At 49.8% G+C, this 23706-nt stretch carries 24 protein-coding genes; 8 read left to right on the top strand and 16 right to left on the bottom strand.

What is annotated here, in order from left to right; translation table 11 throughout:
- Window positions 1-61: 61 nt before the first annotated feature.
- Window positions 62-373 (bottom strand): hypothetical protein, encoded by a 312-nt coding sequence (locus A8O25_RS22695; protein ID WP_082893623.1) that lies wholly within the window; start codon window positions 371-373, stop codon window positions 62-64.
- 382 nt (window positions 374-755) lie between these two features.
- The gene (locus tag A8O25_RS13205; protein ID WP_066835619.1) at window positions 756-1289 is read right to left on the bottom strand and encodes a GNAT family N-acetyltransferase; all 534 of its coding nucleotides are present in this window, start codon (window positions 1287-1289) and stop codon (window positions 756-758) included.
- 237 nt (window positions 1290-1526) lie between these two features.
- Between A8O25_RS13205 and A8O25_RS13200 the strand changes: the two genes are divergently transcribed.
- From A8O25_RS13200 to A8O25_RS13190, 4 genes are read left to right on the top strand one after another with little or no spacing between them, the layout of a single operon-like run.
- Window positions 1527-2180: a (2Fe-2S)-binding protein gene (locus tag A8O25_RS13200; protein ID WP_066835617.1), complete on the top strand. Its 654-nt coding sequence runs from the start codon at window positions 1527-1529 to the stop codon at window positions 2178-2180.
- Entirely contained in the window at window positions 2177-3160 is a 984-nt protein-coding gene (locus A8O25_RS13195; protein ID WP_066835615.1) for an FAD binding domain-containing protein, read from the top strand. Before A8O25_RS13200 ends, A8O25_RS13195 begins: the two co-directional genes overlap by 4 nt.
- A gap of 12 nt (window positions 3161-3172) precedes the next feature.
- On the top strand, window positions 3173-3715 hold the full coding sequence (locus A8O25_RS23845) for a hypothetical protein (protein WP_241499024.1): 543 nt from the start codon (window positions 3173-3175) through the stop codon (window positions 3713-3715).
- Complete coding sequence (locus tag A8O25_RS13190) at window positions 3628-5421, top strand: xanthine dehydrogenase family protein molybdopterin-binding subunit (RefSeq protein ID WP_241499023.1); 1794 nt, start codon at window positions 3628-3630, stop codon at window positions 5419-5421. The genes A8O25_RS23845 and A8O25_RS13190 overlap by 88 nt, the downstream gene beginning before the upstream one ends.
- A 675-nt stretch (window positions 5422-6096) precedes the next feature.
- Here the strand turns inward: A8O25_RS13190 and uvrB are convergent.
- The 13 genes from uvrB to A8O25_RS13125 form a co-directional block, all read right to left on the bottom strand.
- Window positions 6097-8130: an excinuclease ABC subunit UvrB gene (gene uvrB / locus A8O25_RS13185; RefSeq protein ID WP_066835613.1), complete on the bottom strand. Its 2034-nt coding sequence runs from the start codon at window positions 8128-8130 to the stop codon at window positions 6097-6099.
- 223 nt (window positions 8131-8353) lie between these two features.
- Window positions 8354-8710, bottom strand: coding sequence for a hypothetical protein (locus tag A8O25_RS13180; RefSeq protein ID WP_153042739.1), 357 nt, complete (start codon window positions 8708-8710; stop codon window positions 8354-8356).
- Window positions 8711-8755: 45 nt separating this feature from the next.
- A complete protein-coding gene (locus tag A8O25_RS13175; RefSeq protein WP_066835609.1) occupies window positions 8756-8974 on the bottom strand; it encodes a hypothetical protein in 219 nt (72 codons plus the stop codon).
- Between the two features lie 93 nt (window positions 8975-9067).
- Window positions 9068-10681, bottom strand: a complete 1614-nt coding sequence (locus A8O25_RS13170) for an outer membrane beta-barrel protein (protein ID WP_082893621.1) — start codon at window positions 10679-10681, stop codon at window positions 9068-9070.
- Complete coding sequence (locus tag A8O25_RS13165) at window positions 10662-11237, bottom strand: RNA polymerase sigma factor (protein WP_241499022.1); 576 nt, start codon at window positions 11235-11237, stop codon at window positions 10662-10664. Before A8O25_RS13165 ends, A8O25_RS13170 begins: the two co-directional genes overlap by 20 nt.
- 562 nt (window positions 11238-11799) lie before the next feature.
- A complete protein-coding gene (locus tag A8O25_RS13160; RefSeq protein ID WP_066835605.1) occupies window positions 11800-12537 on the bottom strand; it encodes a shikimate dehydrogenase family protein in 738 nt (245 codons plus the stop codon).
- Window positions 12538-12573: 36 nt separating this feature from the next.
- Window positions 12574-13212 (bottom strand): DedA family protein, encoded by a 639-nt coding sequence (locus tag A8O25_RS13155; RefSeq protein ID WP_066835604.1) that lies wholly within the window; start codon window positions 13210-13212, stop codon window positions 12574-12576.
- Window positions 13213-13237: 25 nt separating this feature from the next.
- Window positions 13238-14020, bottom strand: coding sequence for a phosphosulfolactate synthase (locus tag A8O25_RS13150; protein WP_066835666.1), 783 nt, complete (start codon window positions 14018-14020; stop codon window positions 13238-13240).
- Between the two features lie 7 nt (window positions 14021-14027).
- Window positions 14028-15428 (bottom strand): tetratricopeptide repeat protein, encoded by a 1401-nt coding sequence (locus A8O25_RS13145; protein WP_066835602.1) that lies wholly within the window; start codon window positions 15426-15428, stop codon window positions 14028-14030.
- A gap of 61 nt (window positions 15429-15489) precedes the next feature.
- Complete coding sequence (locus tag A8O25_RS13140; protein ID WP_277620016.1) at window positions 15490-16452, bottom strand: NAD-dependent epimerase/dehydratase family protein; 963 nt, start codon at window positions 16450-16452, stop codon at window positions 15490-15492.
- A gap of 23 nt (window positions 16453-16475) precedes the next feature.
- The gene (locus tag A8O25_RS13135) at window positions 16476-17153 is read right to left on the bottom strand and encodes a tyrosine-protein phosphatase (protein WP_241499021.1); all 678 of its coding nucleotides are present in this window, start codon (window positions 17151-17153) and stop codon (window positions 16476-16478) included.
- Between the two features lie 80 nt (window positions 17154-17233).
- Complete coding sequence (locus A8O25_RS13130) at window positions 17234-19663, bottom strand: GumC family protein (RefSeq protein ID WP_161947747.1); 2430 nt, start codon at window positions 19661-19663, stop codon at window positions 17234-17236.
- 24 nt (window positions 19664-19687) lie between these two features.
- Window positions 19688-20419: a polysaccharide biosynthesis/export family protein gene (locus tag A8O25_RS13125; RefSeq protein WP_241499020.1), complete on the bottom strand. Its 732-nt coding sequence runs from the start codon at window positions 20417-20419 to the stop codon at window positions 19688-19690.
- A 349-nt stretch (window positions 20420-20768) separates the two neighbouring features.
- Here A8O25_RS13125 and A8O25_RS13120 point away from each other — a divergent pair, with 349 nt between their 5' ends.
- The 4 genes from A8O25_RS13120 to hpf all read left to right on the top strand — a co-directional run bounded on the left by A8O25_RS13120 (window position 20769) and on the right by hpf (window position 23468).
- Window positions 20769-21908, top strand: a complete 1140-nt coding sequence (locus tag A8O25_RS13120) for an acyl-CoA dehydrogenase (protein ID WP_066835661.1) — start codon at window positions 20769-20771, stop codon at window positions 21906-21908.
- Window positions 21909-21994: 86 nt separating this feature from the next.
- Window positions 21995-22189 carry a 30S ribosomal protein S21 gene (gene rpsU / locus A8O25_RS13115; RefSeq protein ID WP_066835594.1) on the top strand — a complete coding sequence of 65 codons (195 nt, stop codon included), beginning with the start codon at window positions 21995-21997 and terminating at the stop codon, window positions 22187-22189.
- Between the two features lie 74 nt (window positions 22190-22263).
- Window positions 22264-23142 carry a tyrosine-type recombinase/integrase gene (locus A8O25_RS13110; RefSeq protein WP_066835588.1) on the top strand — a complete coding sequence of 293 codons (879 nt, stop codon included), beginning with the start codon at window positions 22264-22266 and terminating at the stop codon, window positions 23140-23142.
- A gap of 26 nt (window positions 23143-23168) precedes the next feature.
- Window positions 23169-23468 carry a ribosome hibernation-promoting factor, HPF/YfiA family gene (gene hpf, locus A8O25_RS13105; RefSeq protein ID WP_066835586.1) on the top strand — a complete coding sequence of 100 codons (300 nt, stop codon included), beginning with the start codon at window positions 23169-23171 and terminating at the stop codon, window positions 23466-23468.
- 75 nt (window positions 23469-23543) lie between these two features.
- Here the strand turns inward: hpf and A8O25_RS23840 are convergent, their stop codons facing one another.
- A complete protein-coding gene (locus A8O25_RS23840; protein WP_338152749.1) occupies window positions 23544-23675 on the bottom strand; it encodes a hypothetical protein in 132 nt (43 codons plus the stop codon).
- Window positions 23676-23706: the final 31 nt, after the last annotated feature.

Genomic DNA, 23706 nt, shown 5'->3' with positions numbered 1-23706 from the left:
GAGGTTGGCACAGACGCTCGCAGGTCCTCTGGACGCTACGAGGTCTTTTGAGTAGGCGGTATTACAGTTCGTCTTCTTCGATAAGAGGGGTAATGATGCGGAAATCAGCGTCTTCTCGATGGAATCTCTCCATGTGTTCCCTGTCGCCAAACCATTCTAAAACTGTGTCTCGCTCAAGATTGGTGGTCTTCTTAGATAAGAGGCTATGATAGGACGAATAGGGCCAATCCTTGAAGTCCTGAATCAGGCCGTGGTGCTGTGGATTGAAATGAATGTAGAAAATCAGGCGTGTAAAGTATGCCTCGGAGGTAACCTCTTTCCTTCTGAAGCGCTTCTGAAACAGGCTATCTACTCTCCCATAGCGGATGTTCATCGCTTTTGTGAAAGCGTTAAGTAAATGTCCCCCATTGCCTTTGATGACTTACCGGAATGAACTCTTGGTTTTGCTCGCTTCTCTTTAAGAAGCCTCCGCTTCCTTGACCTGAATCAGAAAATGCACATGATTAGGCAACAGACAATAGCAGTAGGTATGCACAAACGGGGCTACATATTTCCGGTATAGCTGCAGGAAATACAAGTAGCTTTCTTGATTTACGAAAACTGATTCGCTGTTATTGCCTCGCGTATAAATATGGTAGAACTTACAAGGCTCTAAATCCTTCGTCTTTTGCATCTATCACTATACGAGAACCGAAAGCGTTTGCTCCAAAGACCTCGTAGCGTCCGGAGGACCTGCGAGCGTCTGCGCCATTAGCTTATACCCATCGCTGCATGTACAGATCACGCTGCACATCTTCACCCAGCACAAACTCCAGCTCTCCGGCTTCCTGGAACCCGTATTTCTGATAGAATCTAATAGCGCGGTCGTTGCTTTCCCACACGGTGAGCCATACCACGTCATGTCCGTGCTCCTGGGCGCGTTTTAAGCTCATTTTCATCAACGTATCGCCTAGCCCTCGGCCGGTCCAGGCTTGCAGGAGGTACAGGCGGCTGATCTGGAACGGCTTTTTTCCGGAGATTTCGGCGGGAGCCGGGGCGGTATTCCATTTCACGTAGGCCACGGCCTCGCCCTCGGCTTCAGCAATCAGGAACGTGGTGTGCGGGTCGGCTAGTTCAGCGGCCTGAAGTTCCGGGGTGTACATGGTAAAGTGAAAGGCTTCCATGTCCTCGGGTTTGTTGTAGGCCGCGAAGGTCTCATCAAAGGTGCGCCAGCCTAAATCGGCGAGCAAAGATGCATCAGCGGAAGTGCCGCGGCGGAAGGTGAAGGTATTGGTGGAGTGAGCGGACATACGGCGTTTTTTACCCAAAGATACAGGCCAGAATATCAAAGGAGAATCCCGCTCCGGATAAACCGAGGTCAGCGTTGCGTTTAGGGGCCGTTTTTCTGAAATCAGCCCCAAACTGGAATCCCGTAACAAGTATTTGAGCGGTGGAAATTCGTCTGGATTCAGTCCTTATTTATACACTTTCTAAGGACGTACCTGCGTATACTAGTAGGTTAAACCAGAAATCCACCGCACATTTATATGTCTTCCGATAAATTCCCCGAAAAAAAACTTCCTGAAGAGGAGAACGGGCCTCAACATTCAGATGCCCGACGCACGTTCCTGAAGCAATCCTCGCTCTTGACGGCCCTGGCCCTGGCTCCCAGCGCAGCCATCAAAGCCGCCGAACTGAAGTTTGAGGAGAAAGTAGCCGCCGTGTTTGAGCAGGTGAAAGTGACGCTAGGCATTAACGGCAAAAAACACAAACTGTCTATAGAGCCGCGGGCCACGCTGCTGGACTTGCTGCGCGAACAGATGCACCTGACCGGCACCAAGAAAGGCTGCGACTACGGCCAGTGCGGCGCCTGCACCGTGCACGTAGACGGACAGCGCGTTCTGTCTTGCCTAACGCTGGCGGCCATGGTAGACGGCAAAGAAGTGACCACCATTGAGGGCCTTGCCAACGGCGACAAACTGCACCCCATGCAGGAAGCGTTCATCAAGCATGACGGTTTCCAGTGCGGTTACTGCACGCCGGGCCAGATTATGAGCGCGGTAGCCTGCGTACGGGAAGGCCACGCCGATTCTGACGAGGAAATCCGTGAGTACATGAGCGGGAACATCTGCCGGTGCGGCGCTTACCCCAACATTGTGAACGCCATCAAAGAAGTTAAAAACGGAGGGCAGCGGGTATGATTCAGTTCCAATACGTAAAGCCCAGCAAACCCAAGGCGGCCATTGACACGGTAGCCAAAGACCAGTCGGCGGTGTTCATTGCCGGAGGCACCAACCTGGTGGACCTCATGAAGCGCGGCGTCATGAACCCCGAGAAACTGGTGGATATCAACAAATTGCCGCTCCGGAAAATAGAGCGGGAAAACGGAAACGTACGCATTGGCGCTCTGGCGCTGAACGGAGCCGTGGCCGAGGATAAACTGGTGCTGGAGAAACATCCGCTGTTGGCGCAGGCCTTGAACGCGGGCGCCTCGGCGCAGCTCCGGAACATGGCCACCGTGGGCGGGAATATGATGCAACGCGTGCGCTGCCCGTATTTCTATGACACGGCCATGCCCTGCAACAAACGCGAACCGGGCACCGGCTGCGGCGCGCTGGAAGGCTACAACCGCATGCATGCCATCTTCGGGCACAGTGACAAATGCATTGCCGTGAACCCCTCAGACATGAACGTGGCGTTAGTGGCGCTGGATGCCGTCGTGCTGGTTTCCGGCCCCAAAGGCGATAGAAAAATCCCATTCGCGGAGTTCCACCGCCTGCCCGGCGACACGCCCCAAATCCACACCAACCTGCAACAAGGCGAGTTGATTATGGCCGTGGATGTTCCGGAGAACCCCTATACCAAAAACGTCAATTACCTCAAGGTGCGGGACCGCAACTCATATGCCTTTGCCCTGGTTTCGGTGGCGGCAGCGCTGGACTTGGACGGCAGTACCATCAAATCGGCTAGGTTGGCGATGGGCGGCGTGGCGCACAAACCGTGGCGACTGAACGAGGCCGAACAGTTTCTGGCCGGGAAACCCGCCACTGAAGCCACCTTCCGGCAAGCCGCCCAGCTGGCCATGCGTGGCGCGAAAGCCTTTGAACACAATAAATTCAAACTCACTTTAGGCCCTAACACCATTGTACAGGCCCTGAAAAACGCATCGGGCGTTGCTTAACACTTCTTCCTTATGAAAGATTATTTCTTCCAAGATACCGTTGGTAAGCCCATGGACCGGGTAGATGGTCGCCTGAAAGTAACGGGTGCCGCCAAATACTCCGCTGAATACGAGTTGCCCAACATGGCGCACGCCGTGTTGGTGGGCAGCACCATCGCCAAAGGCAGCATCAAAAGCCTGGATACCAAACGAGCCGAGAATGCGCCGGGCGTACTGGCGGTGCTGCATTACCAGAATGCGCCCAAAGTGCCCGGCTACGCGCAGGCCGCGCACCCTACTGAGCCCAAGCCTGTGGGGCAGCCGCTCCAGCTCTTCATTGACAACCAAATCAACTTCAACGACCACCCCATTGCCGTAGTGGTAGCCGACACCTTGGAGCGCGCCATGTACGCAGCCAAGCTGGTGAAAGCGCAGTACAACGAGGAAAAGCACGCCACCGATTTCAACAAGAACACTGCCAAGCGTTCTTGCCCACCGCCGCCAAACGCAACCCCAAACACCCGCTGGGTGATTACGTGCGCGGCAAAGAAGACGCGTATAAAACCGAGCCGCTGAAGATTGAAAGCGAGTATGTGATTCCCACGGAATTCCACAACCCCATGGAGTTGCAGTCCATCATCGCGCACTGGGAGGCCGCCGACAAACTCACCGTCTATGACAAAACCCAGGCCGTGATGGGTACGCAGAACGCTTTTGCCAAAGATTGGAAAATCCCGGTGGAGAACGTGAAGGTGATTGCCACGTTTGTGGGCGGGGCCTTCGGGAACGGGCTGCACACCTGGCCGCACGAGACCGCCGCCATCATGGCCGCAAAAAAAGTAAACCGCCCCGTGAAACTGATGCTGACGCGCGAGCAGATGTTCACCATGGTGGGCTACCGGCCGCACGCCTGGCAGAAGGTGGGCATGAGCGCCACCAAAGACGGAAAAATCACCGCCATCACGCACGAGGCCATCGGGCAGACGTCTACCTACGAGGAGTTCACCGAGTCTACCTTGCAACAGACGCGCATGATGTACACCAGCCCCAACGTGACCACCCGTTACCGCATCCTGCCGCTGGACGTGAGCACGCCCATCTGGATGCGCGGTCCCGGCGAGGCCACCGGGGCTTTCGCCCTGGAAAGTGCGCTGGACGAGATGGCGTTTGTGTTGGGCATGGACCCGCTGGAATTCCGCTTGATTAACCACACCGACAAAGACCCCGAGAAAAACCTGCCCTGGTCCACCAAATACCTCAAAGAAGCCATGCAGATGGGGGCCGAACGGATTGGCTGGAGCAAACGCCAACTCAAACCCGGCATGGTGAAAAACGGCGAATGGCTGGTAGGCTACGGCATGGGCGTGGGCACCTTCGGGGCGAACCGCGGTCGGGCCAAAGTGAAAGCTACCCTGCACAAAGACGGCACGCTGGTGATGCAAAGCGCCACGACGGATATTGGTCCGGGCACTGGAACAGCCATGGTGCAGATTGCCGCGCAGAACCTGGGGTTGCCGCCTGAGAAGATTGTGTTTGAGTTGGGTAGTTCTTTGTACCCACCTTCGCCCAGCCAGGGCGGGTCGGCGACGGTGGCTACAGTTGGCTCGGCGGTGCATGCCGCGAGCCAAGCACTCAAGCAGCGGCTGACCAGCATGGTGGCCGGCAACGCCGATACCAGCTTCAAAGGCGCCACCGTGGAGAACCTCACGTTCAAAGACGGCTACGTTTCCATGACGGCCTCCCCTTCGGCGCGGCTTTCGTTCGCCGATATCCTGAAGCAGCAGAATTTACCGGAGCTGGAAGTTACCGAGGAATCTACCCCCGATGCCAGCCTGCGGCAGAAATACTCCATGTACTCCTACTCAGTGCATTTCGCCGAGGTGCAGGTGCATCCGCTCACGGGTCAGATCAAAGTGACCAACATGGTTTCCTGCGCCGATGCCGGTACCATCATCAACGCCAAGACGGCCGGCAACCAAATGATAGGCGGCGCAGTGGGCGGCATCGGCATGGCCCTCACCGAAGGCGCCGTGATGGACCACCGATTCGGGCGGTACGTGACCAAAGACTTAGCTGAGTACCACGTGCCCGTCCACGCCGACGCACCCAATATTTCGTCGTTGTTTGTGAACAAACCGGACCTCATCAACAACCCGAACGGCACCAAAGGCATCGGCGAGATCGCGATCATCGGCGTAGCCCCCGCTATTGCCAACGCCATCTTCAACGCCACGGGCAAACGGATTCGTGAGTTACCTATCACGCCGGATAAGTTGATTTAAGTGACCTCACCCCCAACCCCCTCTCCCATGGAGAGGGGGCTTTTGCGTTTTTGGCCTGTTTTTGGAAAAACGGCTCCAAAACAGCAATTGTCAATTGCTAACCACTGGCGCGAGTCTCTGACTCGTGTCTCCGGATACCGGGGAGTCTCTGACTCTCCTCGCTGCCTGGCAGCGAAAGTGCGCATGGAGCAATCTTTTCAGCGGCAGATAACGCAACGGAAAGAAATGCCTGTGGTTCCCGGCGAGTCTGGAGACTCGCTTCATCCTTTGTCACGAGTCTGAAGACTCGCGCCAGTTAGGCTTTCTGTTTTGGAGGTGTTTTTCTGAAAACAGGTCAAAAACGGAGTTTCTTCCTATGGCGTGGAGGTGTCTTCCCTGACTTTCTGAGTTAATCAGAGAGGCTGTTGGCGGAGACGCTCGCAGGAGCTGCGCACGCTACGAGGTCTTTGGAGCAGGCACCGTTGGTAAATCTTAGCGGCATGAATAAACCATTTTCTGGGTGGGTTCTGCTTATCACACAAAAAAACCTCACAGGTTTTAAAAACCTGTGAGGTTTGAAACAGCAAAAGCGGTGACTCAAACGACCTCGTAGTGTGCGCAGCTCCTGCGAGTGTCTCCGCCAACTCCGTTTTAAGGCTGCTTTTCTGATTTCAGGCCTAAAATAGGAGCTTGGCACTAGTCACGTTTGCTTTTCAACAGCTTACGGAGTTCGGCCAGTTCATCTCTGAACTTAGCAGCTTGCAGGAAGTCCAGCTCTTTGGCGGCGGCTTCCATCTGCTTCTCGGTTTTCTTGATCACTTTCTCCAGCTCGTCCTTCTTCATGTACTGCACCACCGGGTCAGCGGCCACCGACATCAGGCTTTCGTCTGGACCGGCGTACACCTTAGGTTCCCGTTTATTGGAGTCGGCCACGGAGGTTTGTTCCATGATGGCTTCCTTGGATTTGTACACCGTGCGCGGCGTAATGCCGTGCTCCAGGTTGTACTCCATCTGGGTGGCTCTCCGGCGGTTGGTTTCATCAATGGCGCGCTGCATGGAACCGGTGATACGGTCGGCGTACATGAGTACTTTGCCGTTCTCGTTACGGGCGGCGCGGCCGATGGTCTGGATGAGGGAACGCTGGTCGCGCAGGAAGCCTTCTTTGTCGGTATCCAAGATGGCGACTAAGCTAACCTCGGGTAAATCCAGGCCTTCGCGGAGCAGGTTTACGCCAATGAGCACGTCAATAATACCCAGGCGCAGTTCGCGCAGGATCTCCACCCGCTCCAGTGACTTCACCTCGGAGTGAATGTATTTTACCTTGATGTTGAGGCGCTCCATGTACTTGGTGAGCTCCTCGGCCATGCGTTTGGTGAGGGTGGTCACCAGAATACGGTCACCGCGTTTGATGCGGTTGTCCACCTCATCCAGCAGGTCGTCAATCTGGTTCTGGCTGGGCCTGATCTCAATCTCAGGGTCCAGCAGGCCGGTTGGGCGGATGATCTGCTCCACCACCACGCCTTCAGATTTCTGGATCTCGTAATCGCCGGGCGTGGCGCTCACGAAGATGACCTGGTGCATCACGCTCTCAAACTCGTTGAAGGTGAGCGGACGGTTGTCCATGGCGGCGGGTAGCCGGAAGCCGTATTCTACCAGCGCGGTTTTACGGGAACGGTCACCGCCCCACATGGCGCGCACCTGCGGCAAGGTGGCGTGGCTCTCGTCAATCACCATCAGGAAATCATCGGGGAAGTAATCCAGTAGACAGAACGGGCGAGCACCCGGCTCGCGGCGGTCAAAGTAGCGCGAGTAGTTCTCAATACCGGAGCAGTAACCCAGTTCTCTGATCATCTCCAGGTCAAACTCGGTACGCTCCTTGATGCGTTTTGCTTCCCCGTCACGACCTTCTTTCAGGAAATACTCGTGCTGGGCCACCATGTCAAACTGAATCTCGTTGATGGCTTGGTTAAGCGTGTCTTTGCCCGTCACGAAGAGGTTGGCCGGGAACAGGGAAATGCTCTCCTCATCCGCTATTTTTTTGCCAGACTGCGGATCAATGCGCTGGATAGACTCAATCTCGTCGCCCCAGAAGTAAATGCGGTAGGCGAAATCGGCGTAGGCCGGAAAAATATCCACGGTATCGCCCTTCACCCGGAACGTACCGCGGGTGAATTCTACTTCGGTGCGGCTGTAGAGAATGGACACGAACTGGTAGAGCAGGTTGTTGCGGCTCACCTTCATGCCCGGCGCCAACGGAATCACGTTCTTCCCGAACTCCTCTGGGTTACCGATACCGTAGATACAGCTCACCGAGGCCACCACTATCACATCTCGCCTCCCAGACAACAGCGCCGAGGTGGCGTGCAGCCGCAGCTTCTCAATCTCCTCGTTGATGGCCAGGTCTTTCTCAATGAAGACATCAGAGGAAGCGATGTAGGCCTCGGGCTGGTAGTAGTCATAGTACGAGATGAAGTACTCCACCGCGTTGTTGGGAAAGAACTGTTTGAACTCACCGTACAGCTGCGCGGCCAGGGTTTTGTTGTGGCACAGCACCAGCGTGGGCTTCTGCACCTGCTGCACCACATTGGCTACGGTAAAGGTTTTACCGGTGCCGGTTGCGCCCAGCAGTACCTGGGCGGGCTCGCCGTTATTGACACCCTCCACCAGTTGGGCAATGGCCCGGGGCTGGTCGCCGGTGGGTTTGAATTCTGATGTTAATTGGAACTTCATACGTGAAGATTTACACTCAAAGGTAACGTTTTATAACACCTACTGCCGCAATAGAGTTTAGCATTTGCTAAAGAAAGTAGCGTTTTTGGGTTATATTTCTCAAATGAAGCAAAAAACGCCGCTTTGGGTAAAGCGGCGTTTTTTGCAATATAGGTTTGTATGTAGAGGTTATCTTAGTGTTTGAACGTATTCTCACTTTGGCCCTGCTAAAAGGCAACTGTGTCTACTGGCAAGGGGCCTCCTGAAAGCTCAGGAGTCGTACGTGGGGGTACACAACGGGAATAAAACCCGGGCAGGAGGGGGTTTCATTCTTGGGCACGTTGGCTACCCTTACAAATAACCTCTTGCCTGGCACCTGATACACCGGCGGCAGACTGAATGTATTGACCCACACAGAATCATCCTTGGGTTTTACCCCCAGCACCTCAGCAGCCCTTACATCCAGAATGGCCAACACGGTTCCGCAACCCTGATCTTTCACCACTGCGGGATAACAGTCACTTGCCACTTCCTCTTCACTGCACCCGGCTGCCCCTATGAGCAACAGCAAGCAGGCAAGACTTCCCTTTATTTTGTGCATGTACGCGTATTCTTCTACTTACCAGATTCTATGAAAAAGGAACAGTTAAGGCACCAGCACTCTTTTCGCCTGTGAGACTTTCGTGACCACAGGTTTGGGAAACTCTTCTTTCTGAGAAAGAGCAAACGTTGTTTCCTCCTTCTCCCCCAGCACAAATTTAATCTCCTCTTTCATCCAAAGAGCAGCTGTTCCCATGTATAAAGGCACAGAAAGCAGCAGCAGCCAAGTTCTCACCACTTTTGAGAGAGTGTAAGTAGTATTCATTGCAAAAACGTAATAAAATCTGGCTATCTTTTTATAAGACAAACAACTTAAGGGAAACCCCTATGCGGTGTGTATAATGCCTGGTTATTTCTATTATCTGGAGATACGCCATCTGGCGCCAACACTTACTCCTATTTTGTAGTTGTCTGTGCTTTGCTGATCTCCTTTCAAAATGGGGGTGATAGAGTAGGTCAGTTCCGGCCCAGCCACCACACTCATCATTCTGTTGAGGTCATACCCCAAGCCCACTGAGGTAGCCACGGCCCACTGCCATGCCCTGAACGGTGACTCCTCATCCTGAAACTTGTACTGCACGGCCTCCACCATCTCATTGTCTGGGGTGATACTGTTCCTGATCATCAGACTCAGGTTCAACCCGCCGGAGGCAAACGCATAAAGCTTATTAATGTCATGTCTGTAGGCAAGCCTGACAGGCACCCCCACTTGCTGGAACTTGTACTTGATGTTGTACTCGTCTGTACGGGTGATGGACATGACATTCCCGCCTGCCATTTCTCTGGTGGCATTGCTGAAGATAGCTTCTGCCTTGGCAACTACCAACCCGGCCTGGAGGGAATTCTCTCGCATGCCATTGCTTCTGATGAGCAGGGTATGATGGGTGCTGGCTTCGTTCTGAGAGTACAACAGCCCCCCTTCTACCTGCCATTTATCATTCAGTTTATAACTTGCCCCTACCATGGCGCTGTAAGAGTAGCCGGGGGTATAGGTCTTGTTATATTCATCTACCGCCTCCTGGTATTGTTCATAGAGCCGGGGCTGGGCAGCCATGTTAAGGGGGGCGTCTGCCTGGGCAGCATTAGAACCCAAGGAGGCCGGAGTATAGGCGTACTGAGGCACATAGGCCATGGCCAGGCTCCATCTTCCCCCGCGGGGGCCTTGCTGGTCTTCCTTCTTGCCCGCAGGTTCAGGTGTGGGGTTCAAGCCCTCTGCCACCTCTGCCTTCTTCTGTGCCAAAATTGTGGCGGCTCTGGGTACTGAAAGTGAGTCTGCCCCCAAGGCTGTAGGGTTTCTTTCTGGTGCACCGGCCATGGCTCCTGTAGGTTCAGGGGCCGCTTTCAACGCCCCCACGGCCACTTCTGCCCCTGATATTTCTGTTTTCTCGCCTGCAATACCCCTTATGGGGGCCTGTTTTTCCTCAAAAACAGATGCTACCACAACGGCTTCCCTAGTATTCCTTTTTGCGTTAGCCTTGTTAACAGTACCTTTTTCCAGAACTGCTTGTGAAGAAAACCCTTTGCCGGTCAGTGCGAGAGCGGTTGGTGGGGCTTGCGGAATTTTTCTGTTTTTGGCCTGTTTTTCAGAAAACGGCTCAGAAACAGAAGCCACCTGCCCCTCTGCCTGACGTGGGGGATGTAACAAGTCCCTTTGTTCCACGGCCACTGCTCCCAGTGGGTCTTCAGCTCCAGGTGTTGCAACTAAAGCGGCATCTCCCAATTGGTTGGAACCGGCGGGTTGGTAGCGCCAAAAGAACAGACCAGAGGCACAGAGCAGCAGCAGGCACGCGGCGGCAACTGATCTGTACCAGATTACCTGCTTTCTATAGCGGTTCAGTTCCTGGTTGTCAAGCTCCCGGTCCAGGTTCTCCCAGATTTTGGAGGACGGCATGCTTTCAACACCTTCAAAGCCTTCTCTGAAAATGTCCTCCATTGATCTGTCTGTCTTTCTTTCAGCCGGTGACTTTTTCATGGTACTGGCGTGTTAACCGCAGGAGCGCCTGGCGTAAGCTGGCACGTGCGCGGGAGTATTGTGACTTAGAAGTACTCTCAGTGATCTCTAACATCTCCCCAATCTCTTTGTGGGAGAAACCCTCAATGGCATACAGGTTGAAAACAGCCTGATACCGGGGCGGCAACTCTCGTACTAGTTCCAATAATTCTTCATAACCGTATTGACTATCAAAGCAGTCCTGCTCAGAGGCCTCCTCCCATTCCTCCTCCTGGTCGGTGACCATTAGGTGGCGGTTGCTGCGCTGGTGCTTAAGGGCGGTGTTGATCACAATTCTTTTAATCCAGAACTCTACAGGACACTCCCCTTTAAAATTTTTCAGATGGGTGAACACCTTCATAAAGGCATCCTGCAGAATATCTTCAGCCTCAAAATCTGTACGGGCGTAGCGCTTGCTCACAGCCAGCATCTTGCTGGCGTAGCGTTGGTAAAGCAGGCGCTGTGCTTCCCTTTTACCGGCAATGGCCTCTTTAAGAAGGTCGGCTTCGGTAGGATTCTGTGACTGAAAAAGTTTCAACAGGGGGTTTACTGAATGCTCATCTATTCCTGAGATTCCCTTGCGGGAGCAAAGGTTGCATGAGGCCAGAAAGAATTGAAAAAATTCTTGATGCGCTCTAGTGCAGCTTGTCCATGAATAGGAACGGCAGAAGTGTATTTTATAAAATGAACCTGTTCAGAGTTTCTCCCTTATCTGTCTGGGAGGGCTTATCCAGGGCGCTGGCATTTGCCGTGGCCGACGTTTCTGGGCTACTTTTCAGAAAACAGCCCAGAAACAGGGTGCTCCCGTACCGCACCAGCAAATGCCTGTGCCCTGGATAAGCCAGAAATCTCTAAACAGCTTTGATATTGTATTCCTTTCGTTTAAAAATTTCGCTTCATATAAAATTATAGCCTACGGCTCTTTCTATTGTTCTCCCAAAGGGCTTGACAAACCAGCCTCCTCACCTGTAGCTATATAGGCAAGGCTAGCTCTGCTGGCGGATTACCCGTACTTCTCTCTGATGAACTCAGGCACTTCCAGGGCAATATCTTTGGTTCTGTTTTTCGCTGTTTTCTGAAAACATGCCCGAAAAACAGAACTAACTGTTCCAGATTTCCCAGGCTACTTCTGCCTGTAAGCACAGCATCTCAAAGCCGTTGCTGGTTTTGGCCCCCCTCTCCTTTCCAAGTTTCAGGAAAAGCGTTTCAGCGGGGTTGTACACCAGGTCATACAGGTAATGGTGAGAAGACAGCAGTTCATACGGTATGGCAGGAGCCACATCTGCCTTGGGGAACGTACCTACCGGCGAGGCATTGATGATCAAAGAAACCGAAGCCATGACACCGGGGGTAAGCTCTTCATAGGTTAACATGCCTGCCTGGCTGGTTCTGGAAACCAACCTGTAGGAGATGTTCAGGTACTCTAGGGCGGCCAGCACTGCTTTGGCGGCACCGCCCGTGCCCAACACCAGCGCCTGGGAGTGCGGATAGCAGGGATAGAAGTTCTGCAGAGACTGCATGAACCCCTGGTAGTCTGAGTTATGCCCTATCAGTTTGCCGTTTTCAAACTTAATGACGTTGACTGCCCCTATCTGAGCGGCCGCACTTTCTAACCCGTCTAGAAAAGGGATGATAGCTTCTTTGTAGGGAATAGTAACGTTTAACCCCCTCAGGTTAGGGTGGCTGGCAATTAACCGGGGGAAATCCAGAATGCTGTTCAGCTCAAACAAATGGTACACGCTGTTGACGATACCTTCTGTCCTGAACTTCTCTGTAAAATAGCTCTGGGAAAAAGAGTGGCTGAGTTTGTAGCCAACCAAACCATATTCGTTTTCCATAGAAGAAATGACTGGCAGAATTCTATCTACCTGTTTTTAACGCTTGCTGAATTTCTGCTTCACCAACTCATAGATAGGCGGAATCACGGAGACCAGGATAATCCCAAACACCACCAGGGTGAAATTTTTCTTAACCGCCGGAATGTTGCCGAACACAAAACCTGCCGCAATGAAGCCCACCACCCATAAAAAGCCCCCAATCACGTTATAAGACAGGAACTTGCTGTACTTCATGGTGCCTACCCCCGCCACAAAAGGGGCAAAGGTTCTGATGATGGGAATAAACCGGGCAAAGATGATTGTCTTGCCCCCATGCCGGTCATAAAAGGCCTGGGTCTTGAGCAGGTGCTCCCGCTTTAAGAACCGGTAATCTCGCCTGAACACTTTGGGGCCAAAATAATTGCCGATGGCGTAATTGAGTGTATCTCCCAGGAAAGCAGCAATAAACAGCAGCAGCAACAGCAACCAGACATTCAGCACACCCGTGGCGGCAAAGGCGCCGGCCGCGAAAAGCAGGGAGTCTCCCGGCAGAAAAGGCATGACCACCACCCCTGTTTCAATGAAGATAATCAGGAACAGAATAATATAGGTCCAGACGCCATACTCAGAGATGATCTGGCTCAGGTGTTGGTCAAGATGAAGAAAGAAATCTAAAAACTGCCGGAGAAGCTCCATGAGGGGAAAAGAATAAGGGTAACGACTATACTAGTTTCTCCAGCGACTTGGTATCTAAGAAATGGCTGAAGGTATCTCCCCTCAGGCCTAAGCGTATGGTTTCCAAGGGAATGATCTCATTGGGGGCTATATTCCCCAAGTTCACATTGGCACCCAGCAATTTTATAAAAAACACCTGCTGTGCTTTCTGAGGGGCTTCCCAGATAATCTTCTCAAACGGAATCTTTGTCAGGATCTCCTCTACCAGACCGCTTCTTACCTCCCCTGTTGATCTAAAGAGCCCTACATTGCCAGCTTCCCTTGACTCCCCAATTACCTTCCAGGCACCAGCGTCCAGTTCAGCCTGCATCAGGCTGATCCATTTATAAGGCGGGATGATTTTCTCAGCATCTTTAGAACCTACCTCAGACAACACTGTCACCTGTTCAGCCAAGGTTCTAATATACTTGCACTTCAGCTCATGGTCCATATCAATGGAACCATCAGAAACTTCTGCGTAAGAAAGGTTATACTTATCTAGAAGCCTACGGTAATCATCAAACTGCCCCCGTACAATAAAGGCTTCAAAGAGGGTGCCTCCAAAGTACACAGGAATTCCCGCCTCATGAAAAATGGCGATTTTCTTATCCAGGTTAGGGGTCACATAAGAGGTAGCCCAGCCTAACTTCACAATATCTACAAACTCCCCAGACACTTCTACAAAGTTTTCAGCCTCTCTGAGGCTAAGTCCTTTGTCCATGGCCATGGTAAAACCACTTTCTCTAGGTTTAGCGGTGCGTTCGGGTACTTGGGTAAGTTCGTAATTCATGAAGGTACTATTTGCGGTATTGGTCAATCAGGCGCGCCAGGGCTTTCTGCGACTCAAGTTCAGGAAAGAATTCAAATAAAAGCGTATGCTTCTCAAAATTCAAAATTAAGGCATTTTCCAAATAATTGTATGCCTGTTTATATTTTCCTGCCGCTAAACTGTACGCGCACAGCCGGTAGTGAAGTTCGGCCTCGTCTGGCTGGAGTTCTACTGCATTCTGCAATAAGTCAATAGCGCCTTCATAATTGCCCTGTTCATACAAGATGATAGACCAGTTAAGCCAGATATCTTTATTCTCAGGAGCCAGAATACTTGCCTGCTCATAGGCTTCTACACTGGAGATGATATTCCCCAACTGGTACTCAGCCGCGGCCAGGGCGAGCCAGTAATCAGGGTTCTCAGCATAGAAGGTGAGTGCTTTGCGGTAATAATGCACCGCCTCCAGCCATCTTCCCTGCAGATCCAGCACAATGCCTATGCCAAACCACGCCTCGTCCATTTCCGGAGAAAGGTCAATAGCTTTTTGATAATACTTATGGGCCAGATCCCACTGTGACAGCTTCTCATAACATTCTCCTATGTTACAGAGAATGTCTGCATTGGGCTCACCAAGCTCATTAGCCGCTTTGAATGCTTCAATGGCTTTTGAGAACTCGCCTAAGTACACATAGCTATTGGCCATATTGACAAAGGCGGCGGCAAAATCAGATTTGATGAGGGTGGCATACTCATAGGCGGCAATGGCCTTTTCATAATTGCCCAGACGGCTGTGGGTAAGCCCAAGGTTGAACCACGCCATGGCCGAGTAAGGATCTGCGTCTACAAACTCCTGAAAGAAGGAAACCACCTGCTCACCATCTCCAGTGATTTCTAAACAATAGAGGAGTTCCTGTAGCGCCAGTTCATTCTCAATGTTAAGGCTGAGGCTCTTCTTATAGTACTTCATGGCTGATTTGAACTTACCCCAGCTCTGATAAGACAAACCAATGTTAAAGAAGATGTCGTCTTTGACCTCTGAGTTTTCAGCAGCCTCTTTGAAACAGTCAATGGCTAACGCAAAATCACCCTTCTGGTTAAAGATGATTCCTCTGGTAAGGGCAATGTCTTCGTTCTGGGGCTCTCTTAGCGCCACTTCTTCAACCAGAGCCAAAGCCTCATCAAACGCGCCCAACATAGCTAACACCTGGGCTTTATCTATGAGCAACTCTGATGAGAACGGATACTGGGCAATACCAGCGTCACAGGCCTTGAGGGCCTGGCTGTAATTAAAGTTATTGGCATAGTAGTCTATGATCGTCTCAAAATCTGAAAGATCAAAGAACACAGCCCCATTATTCTCCTGCATGCTTTCAAACCGCTGAATCAGGTCTAAATCTTCGCCAGAGAATTCATTGAAATTATCGTTCATTTAATTTAGTTTCGCTTCACTTACTGGTGCTACCCAGCGTTCACATTCACAATTTCCAGGTTTAAGCAGAACCTTTAGAAACTAACTGCCGACTACACCAAAGCAGGGTTTCCTGCAACGGCCGAAAAGACATTCCAGTTGCTTCTTTTACTTTTTCATTACTATAGAAGTGTTCTTCTTTGGCTATACGGGCTGTTTCTTTTGTAATTAGAGGTCTAGTTCCTGTTAATTTCCCCCTCACTGCTTCTACCCGCCATACCAACTCGGTGATCCAGTTTGGCACTAATAGGTAAGGTGCCTTTTTATTCATGGTCTGTGCCACTTGCCGAAAGAAATCCACATAGGAGAGCTGGTGACCATTCAAGATAAACCGCTCGCCCCATTGTTTCCCGTTCATCAACCGCACCATTGCTTCTACTACATCCCGTACATCTACAAAGTTGCCATAGCCATGGCTGTAGAAGGCCCGCTCCTCTGCCACATATTTAAAAAGCTGCGTGCTGCTACGGCTCCAGTCACGGGGCCCTAAAACAATAGAGGGGTTCACAATGACAGCCTTCAAACCCTCTGAGACACCGCGCCATACCTCCATCTCCCCATAATGCTTAGAGACGGCATAGGCAGACCGTTCAACTGCGGGGTCCCACTGTGCCTTCTCCTGAATCACTTTCTCCCCTTTCCTTCTGTTAATAGCCGCAATAGAGCTCACATAACACAACCGGACAGAAGGGTTTTCTAAACAGGCATCTACCACATTTGTAGTTCCGGCCACATTTATTTGCTGCAAAAGCCCCACATCCTGCGGAGCGTATGACACAAACCCAGCACAATGGTACACCTCATCTACCTCTGCTACTAAATCTCTTATCAACAAAGGGTCCAATATGTCTCCCTGCAGCCATTCCAGGTTACTGTGCCTGACCTCACTTACGGTATTCCTGACCAACGCTTTCACAGTGTGCCCCTCCTGCAGTAACCGCATTAAAAGGAAATGGCCTATCAGACCTGTGCCTCCGGTAAGCAAAACTTTTTTCAAAGAGGGAGGAATTAAAGGGTAGAATTCAAAAGAGGAAGCTTAAGCGCTTGTGCCAGCAGAGGCTCAGCTAACGTACGCTCCAAAACCCGGGTATGTCTCATAGAGTGGGTATCGGTCCCCAAAAACTCCACTGCCTGTCGCTGAATCAGCTGTTTAGCCACTTCTCTGGCTCCCTTTGAATAATATCCACTAATAGAATTGGTGTTTATTTGAAACAATACCCCTACATCCCGAAGCGACAGCAACTCATCAAGCCGCCCGTAAAAGTAGGTGTACCGCTCAGGGTGGGCCAAAACAGGCGTATAACCTGCCGCCTGAATGGCAAACACATGTTGCCTAAGCTGAGCTGGTTCATTAATATAGGATGTTTCTATCAGAAGGAATTTTCTGTCACCTCCAAATGAGAGCAGGTCTTCCGGCCCTTCCAGCTTTTCCAGAAACCACTCATCTAAATAATACTCCGCAGCGCAGCTTAATTCCAGCGGGAGCCCCCTTGCAGCAGTGGCCTCTTTCAGAAGGTTAAGTTTTTCTCTAACCCCACTGGGTGTGTTCCGGTAGAAGTCCCCCATAATGTGGGGAGTCATGCAAAGTTTTTTGAACCCCAACCGCTGCAATACCTCCAGCAACTGAAGCGAGTCTTCCAGCGTGGCGGCACCATCATCCAGCCCCGGCAACAAATGCGAATGCATATCTGCAACTAGCCCGGCATAAGATGATGTCACCTCAGGGGTTCCCCCGAACAAGCGCTTAAGACCCTCCCACATGAAGACTATTTAAACAAGGATTTTATTTTACTGGAGAAAGTAGGTTTTGCCTCTTCTTCATAATACCCATACCCGTAACCGTAGCCATACCCGTAGCCGTAGCCATACGAGTAGCCATACATGTTTACACTTTGGGTATCATTTAAGATAGTTGCCATGTTGTGCAATTGATTGGTACGAATCACCTTATCAATTCCCTTTAAGAAGGCCTTCTTAGAATAATTAGCCCGCACAATGAATAATGGAATATCTGCTTTTCGCATAATCAGCACCCCGTCTGTCACCAGCCCCACCGGCGGGCTATCTACAATGATGACATCATACTCCTGATGCAACTCCTGCAGCATCTCATCAAACCGTTGAGACATGATCAGTTCTGAGGGATTGGGAGGAGTAGGGCCTGCAGAAATAAAGTCTAAACCCGCAATAGAGGTTCTTTGAATTGAGTCTGCAATAGTGTGCTTGTCAATAAGTATTGTACTCATTCCCTTGATGTTATCACCATCTAGAGCAATATGTACTTTTGGCTTACGCATATCCAGGTCAAGCAGTATTACTTTCTGACCTGACATAGCAATAATCCCACCTAGGTTGGACGCAACAAACGTCTTCCCTTCCCCACTAATGGTAGAGGTGATAGAAATGATGCGCTTCTTCTTTCCTGAACTCAAAAACTCCAGGTTTGTCCGGATAGACCTGATAGACTCACTCAACGCCGATTTAGGATTCTGATTGACTACCAGTTTGGAAACCGGCATTTTCTCTTTGTCATAAGAGGGTACAATCCCTAACACTGGCGCAGAGGTGTTTCTTTCCAGCTCACGCACATTGGTCACCGTATTATGCATGAGATAACGAGCTGCAATCAATCCCACTCCTAAAAAAAGGCCGCCAGCTAACCCAATTGCATAAATTAAAAAGGCATTTGGATACACAGGATCAGATTCGCTTGGCAGGCTGGCAGGAGACAGGATCTGAAAATCTGGGGTAGTACCTGCCATTGAAATGCCATATTCTACTCTCTTATCCATTAAGAGCAGGTAGAACTTCTCATAAATACCTAGAATACGAGTAAGCCTTGCTCTCTCCGTTTCCTGGGTAGGCATTTGTAAAATCTTACCCGTTAACAGAGACTGCTGCTTGTCTATGTTGTTGATTTGGGTCTGAATAAAATTTTTACCTTCCTGCACCAAGGTTGCTATTCTATTCTGGGCAAATCTGATCTGCGACTCCAGGAGATTATCAGCAGCAGTAGTCCCTTGCGTAGTAGTCAAGGCTTTTCTCCTACGGGCTTGCAACTCATTCAAAGTAGTTACCTGCTCAAGTAGCTGAGGGTCTTGCTGCTGCTGCAATTGCATACCAGAAATCACCAGACTCAGATCCTCGTTCTTCTGAATCTTTTGCTGCAGATCTAGAAGCAATGAACTTTTAAATCTCAGATCAAGCTTTTGCTGTTCAAGTTGCTGAATCTGGCCCATAGCTTCTTCTAAGCCAGCCCGTACGTCATATGACTTATTTTGCTTGACAAAGTACTCCATGTCAAACTCGGCTTTCCTTAGATTATCCTGAGTCTCTTGCAATTGTTCATTTAGGAAATCAACCGTCTGTTGGCTGGCTTGATTGCCTCTCGCAAGCTTTTGCTGGAGGTACACAGTGTCCAGTTTATTTACAATATCCCTGGCTTTGTACCTATTGTTATCTTTGAAAGAGATAGACAGAGTTTTAGCGTCTGGATTAATGATAGCAACTGATAAGTTATTATCTAAATAACTCTTCAAGGCTTTATTGCTTCGTACAATAAAAAAATACGTTTGACCAATTGAACTGGCGCCAAAAGAGGAGGTGGTAGTTAATATAAAATTATTCCCATCAATAGAAACAGGGCTGCCCACCTGATATGTGGAAGCCTTACCATCCTCTCCCACCTTAACAGTAAACTTTGCTTTAGATAAAAAATCAACAAAGATCTTTTTATCAAACAGACTGAAACTGCCCCCATTGTATGATACCTGAAAAGGGCTTTCATTATAAAGCTCGGCATCAAGTACACGGGCTTTTACATAGTAGCTGGTTTGCAAGGGCATACTCTGCTTTAATCTTTCATAGACTAAATCAGACTTGATTAAATCAACTTCCCCTTGCAGTTTACCTATCTCAGCATCTGCACTGGTGGCGCCAAGGCCAAGAACAGTTGCTTCAGACTGCTCTTCCAGCTTAAGAACAGACGAAGACTCATATATATTCTTCGTATATCTTAAGAACATATATGATGCAGCTAATCCAAGTAATACCAAGAGAATGACCCAGGGAATGCTCCTACGGATGACATGCCAAAGAGTAACAAAATCTATGCTTGCACCACTATCTTCCTCAACTTCTGCATCAGCAGACACCAAGCGCTGATCTAACTCATCTAGATCATTGGCTGTTTTCACACTCATTGAAATTCTATTGAAATTTTATTTTACTAAATTCTCAATCACCAAATAAGTGGTGAGAATATTAGATACTGCGCCTAACACTGTTAATGCATCTCTAAGAGACTCATTAAAGACTCTCCTAACCGGTTCTATATACACCACGTCATTTGGCTTTACATATAAACTGGCTCTTTGAACACCTGCAATAGTAGAAAGATCTATCACCTGCACAATAGGCTTATCAGAAGTTATATCCCTGATCAGCCTTATGTTATGGGCTTTCCCATTATCGGGAACACCTCCTGCCAAAGCTATTACCTCTACAAGATTCATCCGCTCGTTCGTAAGAGGCACAACCTTCCCCCCAGCAGCACCTAACACTACTATTCTTCTGCTGACTACTTGTGTATAAACATAGGTCCCCTTATAATAAGTTTCAAACTGGCTCTGGAACACGCTATCAGCTTGGGCAACGGTCAAACCAGAAACTTTTATATACCCAATCATAGGTACCTTCACCTCCCCGTTTGGCTGTACCACATAAGAAGGCTGCTCAACTTGTTGATTCCTATTTTGATTACTAGAGCCACCGTTGCTCCCTTGGGTTAGCTCAATGCGCAGGAAGTTATTGGGATCAACTAATATCTCTCCTTTGTTCGTATAAATTTTAATATCAAGAATGTCATTGGGCTGTATCTGATAATTCTGAGTAGCCACAGTTACAGAGGCTTTTAGAAGTTCAGAATTTACATCTCCGTCAGTTTTAAACATTATATTCTGCCGGTACACATTGCAGGAGCCAAGGGAAACAATGATGGCAACAAGGAGTAATTGTATGCAATGCCTTAGCAATGAGAAGTGAGACATTATAAAGATATTTTAGTAAAAGTATGCGGTATCTAGTTATCCAAAGCAGACAAAGCCAAGTACAAAGTAAGCTAAAAGTAATGGGTACGCCAAAATTCCCCCAGCAGGAAGATTTAACCTTACCGGCTTCTCCTCAAAACGCCTTTGCCGCCCGCTACTTGCCAATTGGCAACAATTTAACCTAACATACGTTAGCTTGGCAACCATAAACCTTGTATCTTTAGACTCTAAACCCCACAAAACACCTACCAACATGCAACTTACCCTTACAGAAAACCAGCAGATGATTGCTGATATGATCCGAGATTTCGGGGCAAAGTCTATCAAACCGGACATGATGAAATGGGATGAGTCACAGGAGTTTCCAATTCATGTGTTCAAGGAGTTAGGCAATCTGGGATTGATGGGCGTACTAGTACCACAAGAATACGGCGGGTCTGGGTTTGGCTACCTCGAATACGTAACCGCTATTGCAGAGTTGTCTAAAATAGATGGCTCTATTGGCCTGTCAATGGCAGCCCACAATTCGCTCTGTACCGGCCATATTCTGCAGTTTGGCAATGAAGAGCAGAAAAAGAAGTGGCTCCCTAAGCTGGCTTCGGCTGAGTGGATTGGCGCCTGGGGCTTAACTGAGCCTAATACCGGCTCAGATGCCGGTAACATGCGTACGGTGGCGGTAAGAGACGGGGATCACTGGACCCTGAACGGGGCCAAGAACTTCATTACCCACGGCAAGTCTAGCAACATTGCCGTAGTGATTGCGCGCACAGGAGAAGTGGGCGACTCACACGGCATGACAGCCTTTGTGATAGAGAAGCCTACAGAAGGCTTCAGTGCCGGAAGAAAAGAAGACAAATTAGGCATGCGTGCTTCAGAGACAACTGAGTTGATCTTTGAAGACTGCCGCGTACCGCATGAGAACATATTGGGCGAAGTAGACGAAGGATTCATCCAATCTATGAAAGTGCTGGATGGAGGTAGAATCTCAATTGCCGCCCTGAGTCTGGGAATTGCCCAAGGTGCCTATGAAGCGGCTCTTGCATATTCAAAAGAGCGCCATCAATTCAACAAGCCTATTTCACAGTTCCAGGGCATTGCCTTCAAATTAGCAGACATGGCCACTGAGATAGAAGCAGCGGCATTGCTCACCTACAGAGCCGCCGCCATGAAAGACAGAGGGGAGAATGTGAACAAGGAATCAGCTATGGCTAAATTATATGCCTCTGAGGTAAGTGTGCGGGCAGCCAATGAGGCCGTGCAAATCTTTGGCGGCTACGGGTACACCAAAGACTATCCGGCTGAGAAATACTACCGTGATGCCAAACTCTGCACCATTGGTGAAGGCACCTCAGAAATCCAAAAACTTGTTATTTCCAGAGCCGTATTAAAATAATTGGGAGTTAGCTATTGACTGTCAGAAGATTTGTCAATATCTTTGCACTCCTTAAAAACAATTGACTTTAAAATCAATCAATTTATATGATCATCATCAACGTAAAGGATAACGAGTCTGTAGACAAAGCCTTAAAGAGATTTAAGAAGAAATTTGAGAGAACCGGCGTGTTGAAAGAGTTGCGTGCCAGAACTTTCTTCCAGAAGCCCTCTGTAACAAAGAGAAAGCAGAAAGAAAGAGCTGTGTATAAGCAACAACTGTTCGCCAACGACAACTACTAGTCGTTATTCTTAGAACTTACGTGGTAATTCCATAAATTAGAGGGAAGTCCTGCACCAGTAGGCACCTCTGGTTTATGGAATTATTTTTTAAATACCTTCAGTACGAAAAGCGGTTCAGCCCGCACACCATCACCTCTTACCAGGTTGACCTTCAGCAGTTTCAAGAATACCTAAAGGAGACTTACCACTTGGAGGACATCAAAGAGGCCAACCACGCCATTATCAGGTCATGGGTGGTATCACTGGTGCAGAAGGAGCTGGACAGCCGTACTATTCACCGCAAGATTGCCTCCCTTCGCTCCTATTTCCGCTTTATGGTGCAAAGGGGCCTGGCTCAAAACAACCCTACCCTCCGGATCAAGGCTCCTAAACTGGCCAAAAAACTCCCGGCATTCATTCCTGAAGACACCTTTACCCAGGTATTGGACCAGGGAGACTTCCCCAACACCTTCAAAGGCCAGCGCGAGCGGCTCATTCTGGAGCTGCTGTATGGGACCGGCATGCGCCTGGCAGAATTACTTGGCCTCAAGATTTCTGATCTTTCCCTTTCCGCCAGCACCCTTAAAGTACTGGGCAAGGGCAACAAAGAGCGAATTCTCCCCCTCAACACCTCATTGACGGCAGTAATAGAGAACTACCTGAGTCTGCGTCAAACTGCTTTTCCAGATAACAATTCTTCATTCCTCTTCGTTACGGATAAAGGGGAACCGCTCTATCCAAAGTATGTATACCGGGTGGTGACAAAGTACATGGGCATGGTGTCTACGGCTGCCAAAAACAGCCCGCACGTGCTACGTCACTCATTTGCCACTCACTTACTTAACCGGGGAGCCGACTTGGTGGCCATCAAAGATTTACTTGGCCACGCCAGCCTGGCGGCCACCCAAGTGTACACCCATAACTCTATTGAGCAACTCAAAGCCGTCTTTGAGAAGGCTCACCCAAAGGCTTAACTAGTATCACCCTAAAGAAGTAAACTATGAAACTACAAATCAGATCTGTGCACTTCACTGCCGACCAAAGCTTGCTAGACTTTCTGCAAAAGAAGCTTGACAAACTTGACACGTTCTTTGACCGGATTGTAAGCGGCGAAGTAGTACTGCGCGTACAGAACACAGAAACGACAGATAACAAACTGGTGGAGGTCAAACTGTTTGTTCCCGGTGCCACCCTCTTCTGCAAAGAGGAGGCCAACACTTTTGAAACCGCCACAGACAAAGCGGTAGATGACATGAAGAAGCAGCTTATCAGGTACAAAGAGAAAATTGCCACCCACTAAGCACTGAATACACCATAAATAAAAAGAGCCCCGTTTTGGGGCTCTTTTCGTTAAAACAGGTCAGAAACGCACTTCTTACAGGTTGAAGGCAGTTTTGATTTTATCTACGTAATCCAGTTTTTCCCAGGTGAAGGTTTCAAACTCACGCTCCTCAGACTTTCCGTTCACCGTGTACTGCACTTTCTTGGTACCCGGTTGGCGGCCCATGTGGCCGTAGGCGGCAGCTCAGAGAAAATCA

The organism is Rufibacter ruber, from assembly GCF_001647275.1.
Classification (GTDB): domain Bacteria; phylum Bacteroidota; class Bacteroidia; order Cytophagales; family Hymenobacteraceae; genus Nibribacter; species Nibribacter ruber_C.
This window is presented reverse-complemented; position numbering and strand designations above follow the sequence as displayed.